The organism is Winogradskyella flava (genome assembly GCF_014243395.1).
Classification (GTDB): Bacteria; Bacteroidota; Bacteroidia; order Flavobacteriales; family Flavobacteriaceae; genus Winogradskyella; species Winogradskyella flava.
Window position 1 is genome coordinate 254,746 of the sequence record NZ_JACLCP010000003.1, and the last position, 16,885, is coordinate 271,630.

General features: G+C 35.9%; 16 protein-coding genes. 5 read left to right on the forward strand and 11 right to left on the reverse strand.

What is annotated here, in order from left to right:
- Window positions 1-260 precede the first annotated feature (260 nt).
- Genes H7F21_RS11600 through H7F21_RS11620 form a run of 5 tightly spaced genes read left to right on the forward strand, consistent with a single transcriptional unit; the run spans window position 261 to window position 5,062 of the window.
- On the forward strand, window positions 261-536 hold the full coding sequence (locus H7F21_RS11600; protein WP_343067650.1) for a riboflavin synthase subunit beta: 276 nt from the start codon (window positions 261-263) through the stop codon (window positions 534-536).
- A complete protein-coding gene (gene mutL, locus H7F21_RS11605; RefSeq protein ID WP_185789456.1) occupies window positions 536-2,392 on the forward strand; it encodes a DNA mismatch repair endonuclease MutL in 1,857 nt (618 codons plus the stop codon). The genes H7F21_RS11600 and mutL overlap by 1 nt, the downstream gene beginning before the upstream one ends.
- A 3-nt stretch (window positions 2,393-2,395) precedes the next feature.
- Window positions 2,396-3,148, forward strand: coding sequence for a rhomboid family intramembrane serine protease (locus H7F21_RS11610; protein WP_185789457.1), 753 nt, complete (start codon window positions 2,396-2,398; stop codon window positions 3,146-3,148).
- Window positions 3,148-4,029, forward strand: a complete 882-nt coding sequence (locus H7F21_RS11615) for a rhomboid family protein (protein ID WP_185789458.1) — start codon at window positions 3,148-3,150, stop codon at window positions 4,027-4,029. The genes H7F21_RS11610 and H7F21_RS11615 overlap by 1 nt, the downstream gene beginning before the upstream one ends.
- A 7-nt stretch (window positions 4,030-4,036) precedes the next feature.
- Complete coding sequence (locus H7F21_RS11620; RefSeq protein ID WP_185789459.1) at window positions 4,037-5,062, forward strand: endonuclease/exonuclease/phosphatase family protein; 1,026 nt, start codon at window positions 4,037-4,039, stop codon at window positions 5,060-5,062.
- On the opposite strand, the gene H7F21_RS11625 is transcribed toward H7F21_RS11620, so the two are convergent.
- The 11 genes from H7F21_RS11625 to H7F21_RS11675 form a co-directional block, all read right to left on the reverse strand.
- On the reverse strand, window positions 5,054-5,362 hold the full coding sequence (locus H7F21_RS11625) for a DUF6122 family protein (RefSeq protein WP_185789460.1): 309 nt from the start codon (window positions 5,360-5,362) through the stop codon (window positions 5,054-5,056). The genes H7F21_RS11620 and H7F21_RS11625 overlap by 9 nt on opposite strands.
- A 3-nt stretch (window positions 5,363-5,365) precedes the next feature.
- On the reverse strand, window positions 5,366-5,977 hold the full coding sequence (locus H7F21_RS11630) for a WbqC family protein (protein WP_185789461.1): 612 nt from the start codon (window positions 5,975-5,977) through the stop codon (window positions 5,366-5,368).
- A 22-nt stretch (window positions 5,978-5,999) separates the two neighbouring features.
- Complete coding sequence (gene lepB / locus H7F21_RS11635) at window positions 6,000-7,616, reverse strand: signal peptidase I (RefSeq protein WP_185789661.1); 1,617 nt, start codon at window positions 7,614-7,616, stop codon at window positions 6,000-6,002.
- A gap of 35 nt (window positions 7,617-7,651) precedes the next feature.
- On the reverse strand, window positions 7,652-8,008 hold the full coding sequence (locus tag H7F21_RS11640) for a four helix bundle protein (protein ID WP_185789462.1): 357 nt from the start codon (window positions 8,006-8,008) through the stop codon (window positions 7,652-7,654).
- 6 nt (window positions 8,009-8,014) lie between these two features.
- Window positions 8,015-8,719, reverse strand: a complete 705-nt coding sequence (gene dapB, locus H7F21_RS11645; RefSeq protein ID WP_185789463.1) for a 4-hydroxy-tetrahydrodipicolinate reductase — start codon at window positions 8,717-8,719, stop codon at window positions 8,015-8,017.
- A 2-nt stretch (window positions 8,720-8,721) separates the two neighbouring features.
- A complete protein-coding gene (locus tag H7F21_RS11650) occupies window positions 8,722-9,327 on the reverse strand; it encodes a DUF5683 domain-containing protein (protein WP_185789464.1) in 606 nt (201 codons plus the stop codon).
- On the reverse strand, window positions 9,317-10,219 hold the full coding sequence (locus H7F21_RS11655) for a ParB/RepB/Spo0J family partition protein (RefSeq protein ID WP_185789465.1): 903 nt from the start codon (window positions 10,217-10,219) through the stop codon (window positions 9,317-9,319). Before H7F21_RS11655 ends, H7F21_RS11650 begins: the two co-directional genes overlap by 11 nt.
- Window positions 10,219-10,986, reverse strand: coding sequence for a ParA family protein (locus tag H7F21_RS11660; RefSeq protein ID WP_185789466.1), 768 nt, complete (start codon window positions 10,984-10,986; stop codon window positions 10,219-10,221). Before H7F21_RS11660 ends, H7F21_RS11655 begins: the two co-directional genes overlap by 1 nt.
- A gap of 142 nt (window positions 10,987-11,128) precedes the next feature.
- Window positions 11,129-13,987, reverse strand: coding sequence for a M16 family metallopeptidase (locus tag H7F21_RS11665; RefSeq protein ID WP_185789467.1), 2,859 nt, complete (start codon window positions 13,985-13,987; stop codon window positions 11,129-11,131).
- Window positions 13,988-14,122: 135 nt separating this feature from the next.
- On the reverse strand, window positions 14,123-16,243 hold the full coding sequence (scpA, locus tag H7F21_RS11670) for a methylmalonyl-CoA mutase (RefSeq protein ID WP_185789468.1): 2,121 nt from the start codon (window positions 16,241-16,243) through the stop codon (window positions 14,123-14,125).
- Complete coding sequence (locus H7F21_RS11675) at window positions 16,240-16,884, reverse strand: hypothetical protein (RefSeq protein ID WP_185789469.1); 645 nt, start codon at window positions 16,882-16,884, stop codon at window positions 16,240-16,242. Before H7F21_RS11675 ends, scpA begins: the two co-directional genes overlap by 4 nt.
- Window position 16,885: the final 1 nt, after the last annotated feature.

Consider the following 16,885-nt stretch of genomic DNA (forward strand, 5'->3'; position numbering starts at 1 on the left):
TAATTCACGAGTCAACTTGTTTAATCAGAGGAAAAATAAACGGTTTAGCTACAAACCTCGTTTTCAGGATTCTAATCCCGACACTGATCGGAAAGAGTCGAAAGACGACTTGGAGATGAAATGGAATGAAATTAAAGGGCATGCCAAACGAAAAGGGAATAAACTATTTTCGTTGCCAGCTTTAATAATCATGCTAGTATCTCTTTTTGTTTTAATGTATATCCTAGAGGGGTATATTTAATAAGGATATTATGGGTTTAATGAAGTTAAAAAGGAATAAAAAGTATAGTTATAAGCCTCGTTATTACAAAGGTGATGGAAATCCTTATGAATTGAAGCATAAATTCGACGGATACAGAAAAACGGTTAATACGCCAAAAGGTATCAAAGCAAAGTTTAATGCCGCTTTGGACGAATATCAAAACGATAGAGATGATAGCGTGAATAAGCGCGTGTTTATTATTGCAGGTGTTTTAATTTTACTATTCTTATTTTTAATAGGTTTCGACTTGTCTATTTTCTTTCCAAAAGGCTAATGACGGATATTATTCAACTTTTACCAGACCATGTTGCTAATCAAATTGCAGCAGGCGAGGTGGTACAGCGACCAGCTTCTGTGGTTAAAGAGCTCTTGGAAAATGCCATTGATGCTGATGCCTCTGAAATTAAACTCATTATCAAAGACGCTGGTAAAACTTTGGTGCAAGTCATTGACAATGGCAAAGGCATGAGTGTCACAGATGCGCGTTTGAGCTTTGAGCGCCATGCCACTTCAAAAATAAAATCCGCAGAAGATTTATTTCAACTGAATACCAAAGGCTTTAGAGGAGAAGCATTAGCAAGTATTGCAGCGATCGCCCACGTCGAATTAAAAACTAAGCGTCCAGATGATGAGCTAGGAACGGCGATTACAATAGAAGGAAGCCAAGTAAAATCTCAAGAGGTTTCAGTAACACCTACAGGAACTTCCGTGGCTGTAAAGCACTTATTTTTTAATATACCAGCGAGGCGTAATTTTTTAAAGTCCGATACCGTAGAATTGAGACATATCACTGATGAATTTCATCGTGTTGCATTAGCACATCCTAGTATAGCATTTAAATTTTATCATAATGGAAGTGAGATGTTCCATTTACCGAATGAAAATTACAGACAGCGTGTTGTACATATTTTTGGAGGCAGAACCAACGAAAAACTGGTGCCAGTTGAAGAGGAAACGGAAGTGTTGAAAATCTCAGGGTTTGTCGGTAAACCAGAATATTCCAAGAAAACGCGCTCCGAGCAATTCTTCTTTGTCAATCAGCGGTTTATTAAAAGTCCTTATCTCAACCATGCCATTGGTGCTGCATTTGAGGGTTTATTAAAAGATGGTTATCATCCAAGCTATTTTTTGAATCTCACCGTAGATCCAAAAACGATAGATATAAATATTCATCCTACAAAAACCGAAATTAAGTTCGACGATGAGCACACCTTATACGCTATTTTGCGTTCGGCAGTAAAACACAGTTTGGGACAATTTAATATTGCACCTGTTTTGGATTTTGAACATCAGAGTAGCTTAAATACACCTTATAGTTACAAAGATAAAAGGGTGAATACTCCAGCTATTGAAGTGGATAGAAGTTTTAATCCATTTGTGGACGATGCTAAGCCATCAAGACGAGCGCAACAACATACTAGCTTTAAAAAAGCATCTACAGCATCATGGGAAAGTCTTTATGTTGGCTTGGAGTCTCGAGGTAATAATACGAAAGATGATTTTAGTGAAGTCACTTTTGAAAGTGATTCTAAAACCGAATCGATTTTTAGTAATACTTCTATTGAAACCAGTAAGACAACATTTCAACTTCAACAAAAATATATCGTAAGTACGCTGAGGTCTGGTATGTTGATTATTGATCAAAACAGAGCACATCAACGTGTCTTGTATGAAAGTTTTTTAAAACACATAACAATTAAAGAGGCTACAAGTCAACAGCTGTTATTTCCGTTGCAATTGCATTTTACGCCGAACGAGAGTAAAATCATAACTGATTTAAAAACAGACTTGGAGCATACGGGATTTGTGTTTTCTGACGTTACAGAAGAGGGCATTACCATTACAGGTGTTCCAGTGGGCGTTCCAGAAAGTGAAGTGTCTATTATTTTAGAACAATTGATAAGTGATGTAGAAAGCGATGTGCCGGATGCCAATTTTAGTGCAGCGGACTTATTGGCAAAATCAATGGCAAAGAGTTTGGCAATTAAAAATGGGCAATCATTAAACAATACGGAACAAGAACATTTGTTGAATAGCTTATTCGCTTGCAAGGAGCCGAATGTATCGCCAACAAACAGACCAACCTTTATCACTATGACCACAGATGATATTGAAAAAAAATTTATGTAGAGTATGAGACAAGGCATAACCGATGCGGTAAAGCATTTATTGATTATTAATGTAATTATGTTCATTGGAACAACAGCAATTGGAAATGGTCAGTCATTTTATGATTGGTTCGCATTATACTTTCCTAAGAATACCCTATTTCAGCCTTGGCAAGTTGTGACACATATGTTTATGCATGGTAACTTGATGCACATTTTGTTTAACATGTTCGCTCTGTGGATGTTTGGTACTGCTGTAGAACAGATTTTTGGTTGGAAGAAGTTTCTAACGTTTTATTTGCTTTCAGGTTTTGGAGCAGCTATTATTCAAGTTGCATTTTTATATTTTCAGTTTAACACAGGTTTGGAAACTTTGATAGCTAATGGTGGTTCTCAAAATGAAATAATGGGGATACTCGCCGAGGGAAAATACAATACGGCTTGGCAAGGTATATTAGGTGATAATTTTGAAAGTTTTGTAAGTGCTTTTAATTCAACAATGGTAGGAGCATCTGGTGCTATTATGGGTGTTCTTGTGGCTTTCGGAATGTTATTTCCAGAATCTAAACTCATGCTTATTTTCTTACCAATACCTATTAAAGCGAAGTATTTTATTCCTGCCATTATTGCTATGGATTTATTTTCGGGTTTAACTGGGCAATCTATTTTTAGTCCTAGTAATACTGCTTATATGGCGCACGTTGGTGGTGCATTAACAGGGTTTTTGCTCATGTATTTCTGGAAGAAAAACGAGAAAGACAAATATCGTTGGAACTAATGAACACCATTCAAAATTTAAAATATAAATATAACATGCTCGATGTTTTTGGTAAGATCATTACCATTAATATCATCGTGTTTATATGTGATGTTTTAGTATCTAGTTTACTTAAATTGAATGTTGTCAAATACTTCGTGCTTCCTGCTAATTTTGGCGATTATATATGGCAACCATGGTCATTACTAACTTATGGTTTCTTACATGCTGATATCTGGCATTTGCTCTTTAACATGCTATTTTTGTTTTATCTGTCTCGCACGGCCTCCAATTTGTTTAGAACCAAGATGGTACTGAACATTTATTTTCTGGGCATCATTTTTGGAGGATTAGCCTATCTAGCAGTTTCCAATCTTATGCCGACAAATTTCTTTGGGACTAAGAACGGTATTATGGTTGGGGCTTCAGCTGGCGTGAGTGCGTTACTAATGTTTATAGCCATCTACATGCCACAATCTCAGATTAGGTTGTTCAATACGTTTAATGTCAAATGGATGCATATTGCCATCTTTTTTGTTGTAATGGACGTATTTAGGTTAATGCTAGGTATCAATCAAGGCGGTTATATAGCACATATAGGAGGCTACCTTCTAGGATATTATTATGCGGCCCAATTAGCCAAAGGTAAGGATATCGGATTAGGTTTTGAGCGCATAATGGATAGTGTGGCAAGTTGGTTCAAGCCAAAATCAAACTTAAAAACTGTACATCGTTCTAAAAGTAAAACGGTAAATAAGCAAACACATTCCAAAAAAGATTCAGCCAAGAGCGAAAAACAAAAGCAGATAGATACAATACTAGATAAGATAAGCAAGAGTGGTTACGATAGTTTAACTTCAAAAGAAAAAGAATTTTTGTTCAAAGCCAGTAAAGAGGATTAATCATAAGATGAAGAAACTAAAATTCTTTGGTAAGATTATATTTATTGTCAACTCATTGGCAGCATTTTTACTGCTGATCTCTTATTTATTGCCTTATGTGCCTCCTAAAAGCTTTGCTACCTTGTCAGTTTTAAGTCTGGGTGTCCCATTATTAATATTACTCAATATTCTATTTTTTCTGTTTTGGTTGCTTCAAGTAAAGAAGCAAATGTTATTGTCTTTAGTCGTTTTACTGTTGGGGTTGAGCTATGTGGGTTCACTTTATAAATTTTCATCCTCAAAAAAGGTAGATCGAAAAGAAAATTTTACTGTAATGTCCTTTAATGTAAGGATGTTTAATATTTTTGATTGGCTACCAAGTAATACGGTTAGGGAAGATATCATTGCTTTACTTTATAAAGAAAATCCAGATATTATTTCATTACAGGAATATAGACGAGGAGATCCAGTTGCGCTCGATGGGTATTATAATTATAATGCTAGTTACACCAAAACAGCTAAAGGCGGGCAAACCATATACTCAAAATACCCTATAATAAATTCTGGATCTTTAGAGTTTCCGAATACAACAAATAATGCGATTTTTGTGGATGTTGTTAAAGGGACTGACACTTTAAGAATATATAACTTGCATCTGCAATCTGCTCGTGTAAATGCAGATGTAGAAAAACTTAAAAAGGAGAAATCTAGTGATTTGTTTAAACAGGTGAGTAGTACATTTAAGGCACAGCAAAATCAAGTAGAATTATTTCTTAAACATAAATCTAAATGCCCTTATAAGATTATCATTACGGGAGATTTCAATAATACCGCGTATTCTTATATTTATAGAAAAATAAAAGGTGATGATCTGGTAGATTCCTTTGAAGAAGCCGGAAATGGTTTTGGAAAGACGTTTGACTTTAAATTCTTTCCGTTACGAATCGACTTTATTCTGGCGGATGAAAGCTTCTCTGTGAATGGCTTTAAGACCTTTAATGACATGAAACTCTCAGACCATTATCCCATAAAAGCGACACTGAATTTAGATTAAAAGACAATCGGCACTATCAGAAACAATGTGAGCCAAAAGTCCAAGTGCAAAAATACGAGTTTGTTTTGGAATTAGGAGCACAATATAAGTTACAATAGCATAGTAGGCGTGTAATGGGTGAAAATTAATGCTACAACGCTCAGGATCAAAAATGGGATTGGCAAGCAAATGATCTAGATCAATAATGAATGCTGAAAGCATAATGAGATAAGCTTTTAACCATTCCTTTCTAAAGAATATTAGTGCGATAGCAATTGGTAATCCAAAATGTAAGCCGTAATGAATTATAAATTTTAGCATAGTCTATAAAGGCTGTCGCTTCAAATATAACTCAGAATTTGGACCTTCATTAAACAACAAGTCCAAAATGCTCAAGTTGGGAATAAAGCCATGCTTCTTTGTAAAAACCTGAGTATAATAGTCTAAAGCGTTGGCTTGATGATTTCGTTTTACTAATACTCTAAAATCTTTTTTGTCTTTAGGTTCTTTTTCAAATATACTTGTTTTATAAGTCGTTAACTCCACTTGGAGACAATCTAATAGCAGTTCAAAACATTCTAAGTTTAAATCTAAAATATACTCAAATTGTTTTTCAAATAAAGGTCTTAAATCGTCAATATAATGTTCGAAGAAAGGCGACATACTATAGGCAGACTGCAATGATTTGAAATGTTGAAGCTGCCATTGGTCTTTATTGGCAATTTTTACATCCTTATACAACTGCCTGTTCTTTTGAGAATAATTTACCGGAACGGTTAAAGAAAGTTTGCCATTGGCACCGTAGATTTCTGTTCTATTTCTAAAACTTTGCTTTTGATAATTATCGCAAACTTCAAAATAAATTGAATCAGCATTTACTATGGCCGCAAAATGCTCCAGATTTGGGAAATAGGTTGGATGTATAAGACAATCCATATTGTGGATTTAGTTGAAAGCTTTACGCCTTCGCTTTCTTTTTCTTTCGCCATTTGTTAAATCCATAGATTCCAAAGACAACTACTAAAAAAGGAATTAAATAGGAGCTGCGTTTGCCACTTCCGCTAACCGTAGTAAAAATTCTATCCCAACGGAAGCTCCAATTTTTTATGCCGTCATTAATACCATCTATACTCATCCAGATAAACACAGGCTTACCAAAAATATGATTATAAGGTACAAATCCCCAATATCTACTATCAATGGAGTTATGTCTATTATCACCCATCATCCAGTAATAATCTTGCTTAAAGGTATAAGATGTTGCTGGTTGCTCATTAATAAATATCTGATTGCCGCGAGTTACCACGTTGTTGTTCTCGTATTCTTCAATAGCTCGTTTATAAATGGCAATATTATCAGTACTTAACTTTACAGTTTCTCCAGCTTTGGGAATCCAAAGTGGTCCAAAGTGATCTACGTTCCATTTATAATTTGGGTCTCTAGGAAAAATATTACCGTTTTGTTCTGGATCTCTAGTTATGCGTTCCACGCTAGCAATATTGGGTTGTATCTTAAGTTGGGCAATAGCCTTATCTGAGGCGGCTGCCAAGTAAAATGTACCATCATTTGGATTGAATTGAAACCCATCATCTATATCTACTTTATCTAGCATATTATAAAACATACGTTCTTCACCTGAAGTACTTATAGGTTTTTTTAAAGTTAATCGATAGGAGAACTGTAATTGTGATCTTGGAGGTAGCTTATTTTGCGTTCCATTGATATATACATAACCATTTCGTATTTCTAAAGTGTCACCTGGTAAACCTACACAACGTTTCACCAAATTGGTTTTTTTGTCAATAGGTTTGTAGTAATTGCGATCTGGATTAAAATCGTTCATATCCAGTAATGTATCTGCTGGCTGATTAAAGACCACGATATCATTGCGTTCTACGTTTTCAAAGCCAGGTAACCTGAAATAAGGCAATTGCAATTTGTTAGCCCAAGAGGTATTTCGCTTGTCAAAATTATCGTTATATAAATACGACTTTGTTTTTAATACAGGAATGGTATCATGCACCATCGGTGCTCCAACAGTGGTCATAGGGCCTCTAGCGCCATAATGGATTTTACTAACTATAAGAAAATCACCGACTAAAAGTGACTTCTCCAAAGATGATGACGGAATAACAAAAGGTTGAAAGAAATACGTATGAACAATGGTTGCTGCGACAATTGCAAATAGGATAGATGTAATCCATTCACCTGCAGAGGTTTTTGGTTTTAGCGCTCTATTTTCTATGTAGTTGACATCAGCAAAATAATTAAGATAGTATAAGTAGAATCCAAGTGTTATAATACAGAGCAATGCATCCAATTTTGTGTCTTTCCCAAAGGCTCTTGCAGTTTCTACCCAAGCTGCAGGAATCATAATGAGATTTACAATTGGTAGAAACATTAAAATAACCCACCACCAAGGGCGGGAAATGATTTTCATTAAAACTACAGCGTTGTATATAGGAACAAAAGCTTCCCATGCCTGTCTACCGGCTTTAATATATAATTTCCACGTGCCTAAGCCATGTATAATTTGTAAAACGAGTAAAAATATAAACCACTGTGTCCAAGTCATAATTTCTATAATGATAATTGTCAATTGACAATTGATTAATTTTTAAGGTTCAAATTTGCGGTTTTTCTTGATGATATAAAAATCCTTGTAAGTTCGTCTGCTTCATTTAACAAAGATTTACAAATGTTTAGTGGTAATAATTTTTCGTCAATAATAAATTCTAACCAGAAATGACTTTCGTCTATTTCTTCAATCACAATGCTTATTTTAGAAACAAAACTACGCTTAGATTGAGCTATACACGTAGCTCTGTAATTTGCTGCTACTGATGTAGCACATCTCATATGCTGTTTTTTAATGTGATTAGATAAATAATCATTAGGTAATTGCGCTATTAATTTTATAATTTGATGTGCGAATGTCTTAGTACGATCTTTTAGGTCATTTTTCATTAATCATTAGACATTAATTTGTAGCACATCTTGCATAGTGAAGACGCCTTTTTTATCTTTTATCCATTCCGCTGCAATAACGGCTCCCATAGCGAAACCTTGTCTGTTGTGCGCTGTGTGCTTAATACTTATGGCATCTATATCTGAGTTATAAGTGATTTCATGAGTGCCTGGCACGTCAGGAATTCGCTTTGCCTCAATATGTATTTCATCTGCATTCGCCTTATCTAAAGTCCACTTTTTGTAATTTGTATTATCAATGATTTGTTCAGCCAAAGTAATAGCTGTTCCACTTGGTGCGTCCAATTTTTTGGTGTGGTGTATTTCTTCCATGTCAATAGCATATTCAGGGAAATTGGCTATGAGTTCACTTAGACGCTTATTAATTTCAAAAAAGATATTGACACCTAAGCTAAAGTTAGAGGCATATAAGAATGTTCCATTTTTAGAGTTACAGTATTCTAAAATATCTCTATAGTGTTCTAGCCAGCCTGTAGTGCCTGATATTACAGGGACCCCAGCGTCTAATGCTTTTTTTATATTTGAGACGGCAGCAGTAGGAACGCTAAAGTCTATAGCAACATCTGTAGTCGAAAAATCATAAGTATCGGTGGCATCAGTAATTTTTAATGAAATGCTATGGTTTCGAGTTAAAGCAATAGCTTCTATACTCTTTCCCATTCTACCATAACCAAGTAAAGCTATATTCATACTTAGAATTTAAAATTAAGAGTTAGGCCCAAGTCCGATGAGTTTTCCATTTGGTTGTATTGATAATGCGGACTGAGACTCAAATTTTCATCAACATTGAATTGTAATAAATGCGCATCTACATTGGCATCAATGATATTTAGTGCATATAAGCCCAAGGTTATCAATAAGGACACTTCCTTATTTCGCCTAAATGTTTGCTGAGCACGTATTAAACCATCATCAGAGATTAGAGGAGTTCCGTTTTCATCAGAGAATTCATCATCTGTAAAACCTGCCAAACGTCTTTTATAGGCATCTCTGTAACGATCGAACTGCTTATCATTTCTTATGTAAAAATAAACGCCTGTACCAATGGCTCCCCAAACAATGGGGATCTTCCAATATTTTTTATTGTAAGCTTGCCCAGCACCAGGAAAGATAGCTGAGTAGAATGCTGCTTTTGAGGGCCTTAAAGGATCAATTTCTTTTCTTTCAAGAGCTTGTTCTTCAATGACCATCAAGTCTTTATCTATGGCTATGCTGGTACTATCCTTATCTTTCTGGGAAAATAAAAATAGAACTGAAAAGAGACACAGCAAAATGCTAAAGACATATTTACTTTGCACGCTGCACTAGTTTTTTGATTCTATTGAAATCTTCTTCGGAATGGAAAGGAATAGTGATTTTCCCTTTTCCATTTTTTGATACTTTGACATCTATCTTATGCCCAAAGTACTCTGAAAATTCCTTAACACCTTTTTTGATATATTTGGGTACTTCGGTAGATGTATGATCTGATTCAGAAATTGTATCAGAATTTAAGTTTTTCACCAATTGTTCTGTAGCCCTTACAGACAGTTTATTGGTGATGATTTTTTCGTAAACTTCAAGCTGGTCAATCTGACTTTCAATATTTACCATGGCTCTGCCGTGTCCCATAGAGATAAAGCCATCACGCATACCTGTTTGTATGATAGGATCCAGTTTTAATAAACGCAAGTAATTGGCAATAGTTGAGCGCTTTTTACCAACACGTTCGCTCATTTGTTCTTGTGTGAGATTAATTTCATCAATTAAACGTTGGTAGGATAAGGCGATTTCGATTGGGTCTAAGTCTTGACGTTGAATATTCTCTACCAAGGCCATTTCCAAGGACTCCTGATCGTTGGCAATTCTTATATACGCTGGGATGGTTTCTAAGCCAATAAGTTTGGAGGCTCTAAAACGACGTTCTCCAGATACGAGTTGATACTTGTTAAAGGCAAGTTTTCTAACAGTAATAGGTTGAATAACACCTAATTCACGAATGGATGATGCCAGTTCTCGTAAAGATTCTTCATTAAAGTTGGTTCTTGGCTGAAAAGGATTAACCTCAATACTTTCGATATCGAGCTCAACAATATTACCAACAACCTTGTCTGCATTTTTATCTTCAGCAGATTTTATATCATTTTCTGGATCTTTCAATAAAGCAGAAAGTCCTCGTCCTAGTGCCTGTTTTTTTGTTGCTTTCGCCATTACAATTCATTTTTCTTAATAAGCTCTTTAGCCAAACTTAAGTAGTTAGCAGCACCTTTACTGCTTACGTCATAATTAATAATGCTTTCGCCATAACTAGGTGCTTCTCCAAGTCTAACATTACGCTGAATGATGGTATCGAAAACCATATCACTAAAGTGCTTTTGTACTTCTTCAACCACTTGGTTGGATAAGCGCAAGCGCGAATCAAACATGGTGAGTAGCATACCCTCAATGTCTAACGCTTCATTGTGTATTTTCTGTACACTTTTAATAGTATTTAACAGTTTTCCTAGACCTTCAAGTGCAAAGTACTCACATTGAATAGGGATAATTACCGAATCTGAAGCTGTTAGGGCATTCAAAGTTAATAAACCTAATGATGGTGCACAATCAATTAGGATATAGTCGTAATCGGATTTTAATTCAGAAATAGCTTTTTTCAACATATATTCACGCTCATCCTTATCCACAAGTTCTATTTCAATAGCCACGAGATCAATATGCGCAGGAATAACATCTACGTTTGGCGCATTGGAAGCAACTATAGCTTCTTTTGCAGGTTTTGTGTGTTCTAGTACTTGATACGAGCCAATTTCTACGGCATCGACATCGATGCCCAGCCCAGAACTTGCGTTGGCTTGAGGATCTGCATCTATAAGTAGGACTTTCTTCTCTAGAGCACCTAAAGAAGCCGCTAAATTTACTGAGGTCGTCGTTTTGCCGACACCTCCTTTTTGATTAGCAATTGCAATGATTTTACCCATTAAATGATTTGGTTTTAGAGGGTTTAAAAATACGATTTATTATGGGTTTTGAAAATGGAAGTTGTTAACATTGATTAAATAAAAAACCGTCTAAAGAATAAACATCTTAGACGGTCTTGTTTTTTTAATTTGAAAAATGGCTCTATTCTTCCTCAGGCATTAAAACAGCCTTGATGTAACCATTTGTTAGGTATTTCTTAGCCACATTATGGATGTCCTTAGTGGTTAGTGCGTTAACATTACTTTCGTAATTAACAACATTATTCAAATCTGATTTGTTGTAATCGGCACCTTTGATAGCAGATAGCCAAAAGCGATTTTGCTCTAAATTTTCTTTTCTCGTAAGCAGTAATGCTTTCTTCACTTTATCTAGATCGACTTCTGTAGGACCATCTTTTATTATTTTTTCTAATTCTGCGATTGATGCCGCTGCTAATTTTTCGGCATTATCAGGTCCGCAGGGGAATGAAATACTAAAACTGTATCGGCCATAAGGAATTTTACTCATAGAGCCTCTAGCTCCAGCACCGTAAACACCACCTTCTTCTTCTCTTAATTTTTCAATAAGTTTTATACTTAGAATTTCTCCTAGTGCACTTAATGCTCTCGCCTCTTTCTCGTCGTACTGCGCTTCACCAGAAAACGTAAGTCTCACTTGACTCTTTGGCTCAGTCCCTTTGTTGTACGTAAACTCATGGGAACCTGATTTTGGTCTAAAGTCATGTACTTTATACATTTCATTATCGCCATTACTAGGAAGAGAAGCAATGTAGGTCTCAGCATATTCAGCGATTTTATCGTCTTCTACATTACCTACAAAGTAGAAGTGGAAATCACCTGCATTGGCAAAACGTTCTTTGTATTTTTCATATGCTAAATCGTAGTTGGCCTTATCTAAGGCTTCTTCATCTGGAAACCCAGTATATCTTGGATTACCTTCGTTTGTGAATTCTCCTAGTGCAATTGAGAATGAAATATTTGGATTGGATAATATATTGCCTAAAAATGCCTTTTGCTTGCTTATAAATGAAGAAAACGCTTCGGGATCCTTATCTAACTTGGTAAAGTATAGGTGAATCATTTGAAACATCATTTCCATATCTTTTGGAGATGCAGAACCTCTGAAACCTTCATCATTTCCGCCAATATAAGGTCTAACTCTAACGATTTTACCAGACGTCATCTTGGCCATTTCGTTTTTATCTATGCCGTCGATACCAGCCTCAAATAAACCACCATTAGCACTCGCAGTCTGCTTTAATTCTTCAGTAGAATATAGGGATGTGCCTCCATAACTAAAGGCTTCCATCAATACTTCGTCATTCTTAAAATCTGTTTTCTTGTAAGTGACTTTCGCACCATTACTCAAGGTAAGGGTAGTGGTTTCATTGATTTGCCCTTCATTATTTACTTCTTTTTTTGTAATACTCCCTTTTGTAGGTTTTACAGGCATTAGTTCATCACGTACTGCTTCATCTTCGTAATCTTTGATATCAGCTTTCTTGACACTTTCTAACAAATCAATAACCTCTTTTTCAGTAACCTTGGTTAGACCGTCTTTTTTTGGACCAGTTAATACAACCAGGCGATTATCGTCATGCAAGAAATCGGAAATTAACGCATTAACTTCTTTGAGTTTGATTGATGGTAACTCGGATTGAGCATAATTATAAGTCCATTCAATACCTGGAATTGGTCTTTCTTGTAGGAAATGTTGAATGTAACTATTCACAATTCTACCCGACTCGTTCTTGTCCTTGTTCTTAAATTGACGTTCTAATCTGGCTAGATAATCTTTCTTTGCGCGCTCTAGTTCAGAAGCTTTAAAGCCATAACGCTTTACACGCTCGTTTTCTTCTAACAATACTTTTAGTCCTTCTAATTGGCCAGTTTCGTTGGTCTGCGCAAAGGATTGATAGGCCTCTTTATTTCCTATGATACCACCTTTGTAGGAGAACCCATAAATAAATGGCGGATTAGGTTTATTGCTATACTCAGCAAGTCTGTTATTGATCATTTGATCAAAAAGACCTTCTACCATGTCATTTCTGTAATCACTGACGGTTTTTGTTTTTTCAGGATTCCCTTTGTCCTTATAAAAGATTTGGATTTGACTTCCTGTAGCTTCTTCGTCCCATTCAATAGCCACGAAAGTCCCTTCATGATTCTCGGAATAAAATTCTTCTCTCGGCTTTTCATTTTGAGGGTTTTTAAGTCCACTAAAATTTTCTTTTATCTTCTTTTCTAAAGTTTCAACATCTAAGTCGCCGACTGCAATTACAGCCATGAGGTTTGGTCTGTACCAATCTTTTTGGAAGTTTCTAAGGCTTTCGTATTTAAAAGTTTCTAGGTTTTCTTTAGTCCCAATAGGTAGTCGATTTGCATATTTGGACTTGTAAGCAATTTTGTCTAAATATTTTGATTGCATTCTAGTTCTGGCTCCAAGACGCGTTCTGTATTCTTCTATAACCACCCCGCGTTCATCATCAATATCTTCTGCTGTTAATAAGGCATTACCTGCCCAATCTTGAAGAATTTGGAATCCTTTATCCAATTTCTCTGGATCATCACTTGGTATAGGAAGAATATATACGGTTTGGTCAAAACCTGTATAAGCGTTAAGGTCTGCACCAAACTCCACCCCAATACTTTGTAGGTAATCTACCAACTCATTTTTCTTAAAGTTGGTTGTTCCGTTAAAGTTCATGTGCTCCATAAAATGGGCTAGGCCAACTTGGTCGTCAGTTTCTACTATTGAGCCAGCTTTCAAGGCCAGTCTAAGTTCTACTTTATCTTCTGGTTTACCATTATTCTGAATGTAATAGGTGAGTCCGTTAGAGAGTTTTCCAATTTTTACTTCAGGTGTAATGGGTAGTACTTCAGATGGGACAGTACCTGTGGTCTGTTTTTCTGGAGTTTTGGTTTGCGCATTGGCATTAAAGACAAGGAACAAACAACATACAAATAGTGTTTTGAACACTTTAGAGCGTTTTGTAGTCATCGATTGATGGTTTAAATGATTAATAGTTAAAATTCCATAAGAAAATTCCTCTAATTTAAGCTTTTATAGTGGCTGTAAAAAGGAATAACACTATTTTAACTAAATTTTTAGTTGGATATTATGTGGGTAGTTTCATTAATCAATCAAAATCTCTAAAATCTGAATCGCTGCGTCGCTAATTTTAGTGCCTGGTCCAAAAACAGCTACTGCACCGGCATCAAATAAATATTGATAATCTTGCTTTGGAATGACACCCCCTACGATTACCATAATATCATCTCTACCATAGGCTTTTAATTCTTCTATTACTTGAGGGACTAAGGTTTTGTGACCAGCTGCTAATGAAGATACACCCAAAATATGAACATCATTTTCAACCGCTTGTTTCGCGGCTTCCTTAGGTGTTTGGAATAACGGACCAATATCGACATCAAAACCAACATCTGCATAACCTGTGGCCACAACCTTGGCACCTCTATCGTGTCCATCTTGTCCCATTTTAGCAATCATAATGCGAGGTCTCCGACCATCTTGTTCTGCAAATTGATCGGCTAGTTCTCTTGCTTTTTTAAAGCTTTTATCGTCTTTTATTTCTTTACTGTACACGCCGCTGAATGATTTTATTTGTGCTTTGTAACGACCAAATTCCGCCTCTAGTGCATCACTGATTTCTCCTAAAGTTGCGCGTTTTCTGGCTGCATCTACGGCTAAAGCTAATAAATTTTCTTTACCTGTTTTCGCTGCTTCTGTCAATTTAGATAATACTGAGGATACTTCTTCATTATTTCGAGTAGATTTGATGTGGTTCAAACGTTCTATCTGTTGATTACGAACTGTTTGGTTATCAACTTCTAGAATATGAAGTGGATCTTCTTCTTCAAGTTGATATTTGTTGACTCCTACAATAATATCTTGTCCAGAATCTATTCGTGCTTGTTTGCGTGCTGCAGCTTCTTCAATTCTTAGTTTGGGAATTCCGGCTTCTATGGCCTTAGTCATGCCACCCAATTCTTCAACTTCTTCAATTAATTGCCATGCTTTTTGAGCAATATCATTCGTCAAACGTTCTACATAGTAACTACCAGCCCATGGGTCTACGGTTTTTGTGATATGCGTTTCTTGTTGTAAATAAATCTGTGTATTTCTTGCAATTCGTGCCGAAAAATCTGTTGGTAAAGCAATGGCTTCATCCAAGGCATTGGTATGCAAACTTTGGGTACCACCAAATGCCGCTGCAGTCGCTTCAATACAGGTTCTGGCGACGTTGTTAAAAGGATCTTGCTCGGTTAAACTCCAACCAGAGGTTTGGCAATGCGTTCTTAAAGCTAGGGATTTTTGATTTTTTGGGTTGAATTGCTTCACAAGCTTAGCCCAAAGCATGCGTGCGGCACGCATCTTGGCAATTTCCATAAAGTGGTTCATGCCAATGGCCCAAAAGAACGATAGACGAGGCGCGAACGTATCGATATCCATGCCAGCTTCTAGTCCTTTTCTAATGTATTCTAGACCATCTGCTAAAGTATAAGCCAATTCAATATCGCATGTAGCACCAGCTTCTTGCATATGGTAACCGGAAATACTAATGCTATTGAAACGTGGCATGCTTTTACTCGTATATTCAAAAATATCAGATATAATTTTCATGGATGGTTTAGGAGGGTAGATGTAGGTATTCCGCACCATAAACTCTTTTAGAATATCATTCTGAATGGTTCCAGCCAATTGTTCGGGTTTAACGCCTTGTTCTTCCGCTGCAACTATATAAAAAGCCATAATTGGAAGTACAGCACCATTCATTGTCATGGACACTGACATCTCACCTAATGGGATTTGATCGAAAAGCGTTTTCATGTCCTCTACTGAATCTATAGCAACCCCTGCCTTGCCAACATCACCTATCACACGCTCATGGTCAGAGTCGTAGCCTCTATGTGTTGCCAAATCAAATGCAACTGATAAACCTTTTTGTCCTGCAGCTAAATTTCGTCTATAAAAGGCATTACTTTCTTCTGCTGTTGAAAAACCCGCATACTGTCTTATTGTCCAAGGTCTTCGAACATACATAGTTGAATATGGTCCGCGAAGATTTGGCGCAATACCAGCAACAAAATCTAGATGTTCTAAATCTTGAACATCTGCTTTTGAATAGGTCGATTTAACATCTATGTCTTCAGCAGTACGGAAAATACTTTTATAAGTGTCATTCTCATAATCTGAAGATTTGGGTTTTATATGTTGAAGATCTTTACGTTTCATAATATCATTTTTTCTAAAAACGGGTCAAAATATACTTCAAAGGGTGCCATAAGATTAATGAGTACTGTTTTCTTGTTAGATGAAATAAAATAGGCATGTTGAAATGCCTGTTGCTGCAATTTTTGGTTTTCTAGTTTGAAAATTGCCTTGAATATCTGGGTTTTGCCATTATCATTATGCTTGGCGGTAATTTTAGTAAATTTAAGATCTGTGATCTCAGACACGCGTTCTTGATTTTGTCTAACAATACCTAAAATAAATTTAGCATCTTGTCGAGAGATAGGTTGATAAGGAATTGTATTTATGGTATAGGTAGCATTGACAGAATTATCGAAAAAGACATAATGGTTACCTTTCATCTCTCTTACATTTTTGAATCTTGTGCGTTCAAGTTCAAGGTCCTTATTGTCCGTTACCAATGAATCTAATAGTGCTAAATATTGAATCGATGTATATCGTTTAAAACTGCTTGGTAAAAATAGTCTTACACCATCATTCTCTAGATAATGTGTCTTGCCTTCTACATCATTGATATCTTCGAATTGTGTCCAATCCGAAAATTCTTTTGCAACATCCAAACATGATATCATAATAATGGAAGAAATGCATAAAAAAACTACTATAGATTTTTTCAATGCCATA

Excerpts from the sequence above, each read along its gene's own strand:
- H7F21_RS11660 (WP_185789466.1), bottom strand. The coding sequence starts at position 10,986 with ATGGGTAAAATCATTGCAATTGCTAATCAAAAAGGAGGTGTCGGCAAA.
- H7F21_RS11600 (WP_343067650.1), top strand. The coding sequence starts at position 261 with ATGAAGTTAAAAAGGAATAAAAAGTATAGTTATAAGCCTCGTTATTAC.
- H7F21_RS11630 (WP_185789461.1), bottom strand. The coding sequence starts at position 5,977 with ATGGATTGTCTTATACATCCAACCTATTTCCCAAATCTGGAGCATTTT.
- H7F21_RS11625 (WP_185789460.1), bottom strand. The coding sequence starts at position 5,362 with ATGCTAAAATTTATAATTCATTACGGCTTACATTTTGGATTACCAATT.
- H7F21_RS11610 (WP_185789457.1), top strand. The coding sequence starts at position 2,396 with ATGAGACAAGGCATAACCGATGCGGTAAAGCATTTATTGATTATTAAT.
- scpA (WP_185789468.1), bottom strand. The coding sequence starts at position 16,243 with ATGAAACGTAAAGATCTTCAACATATAAAACCCAAATCTTCAGATTAT.
- mutL (WP_185789456.1), top strand. The coding sequence starts at position 536 with ATGACGGATATTATTCAACTTTTACCAGACCATGTTGCTAATCAAATT.
- H7F21_RS11620 (WP_185789459.1), top strand. The coding sequence starts at position 4,037 with ATGAAGAAACTAAAATTCTTTGGTAAGATTATATTTATTGTCAACTCA.
- H7F21_RS11675 (WP_185789469.1), bottom strand. The coding sequence starts at position 16,884 with ATGGCATTGAAAAAATCTATAGTAGTTTTTTTATGCATTTCTTCCATT.
- H7F21_RS11615 (WP_185789458.1), top strand. The coding sequence starts at position 3,148 with ATGAACACCATTCAAAATTTAAAATATAAATATAACATGCTCGATGTT.
- H7F21_RS11665 (WP_185789467.1), bottom strand. The coding sequence starts at position 13,987 with ATGACTACAAAACGCTCTAAAGTGTTCAAAACACTATTTGTATGTTGT.
- lepB (WP_185789661.1), bottom strand. The coding sequence starts at position 7,616 with ATGACTTGGACACAGTGGTTTATATTTTTACTCGTTTTACAAATTATA.
- H7F21_RS11640 (WP_185789462.1), bottom strand. The coding sequence starts at position 8,008 with ATGAAAAATGACCTAAAAGATCGTACTAAGACATTCGCACATCAAATT.
- H7F21_RS11655 (WP_185789465.1), bottom strand. The coding sequence starts at position 10,219 with ATGGCGAAAGCAACAAAAAAACAGGCACTAGGACGAGGACTTTCTGCT.
- dapB (WP_185789463.1), bottom strand. The coding sequence starts at position 8,719 with ATGAATATAGCTTTACTTGGTTATGGTAGAATGGGAAAGAGTATAGAA.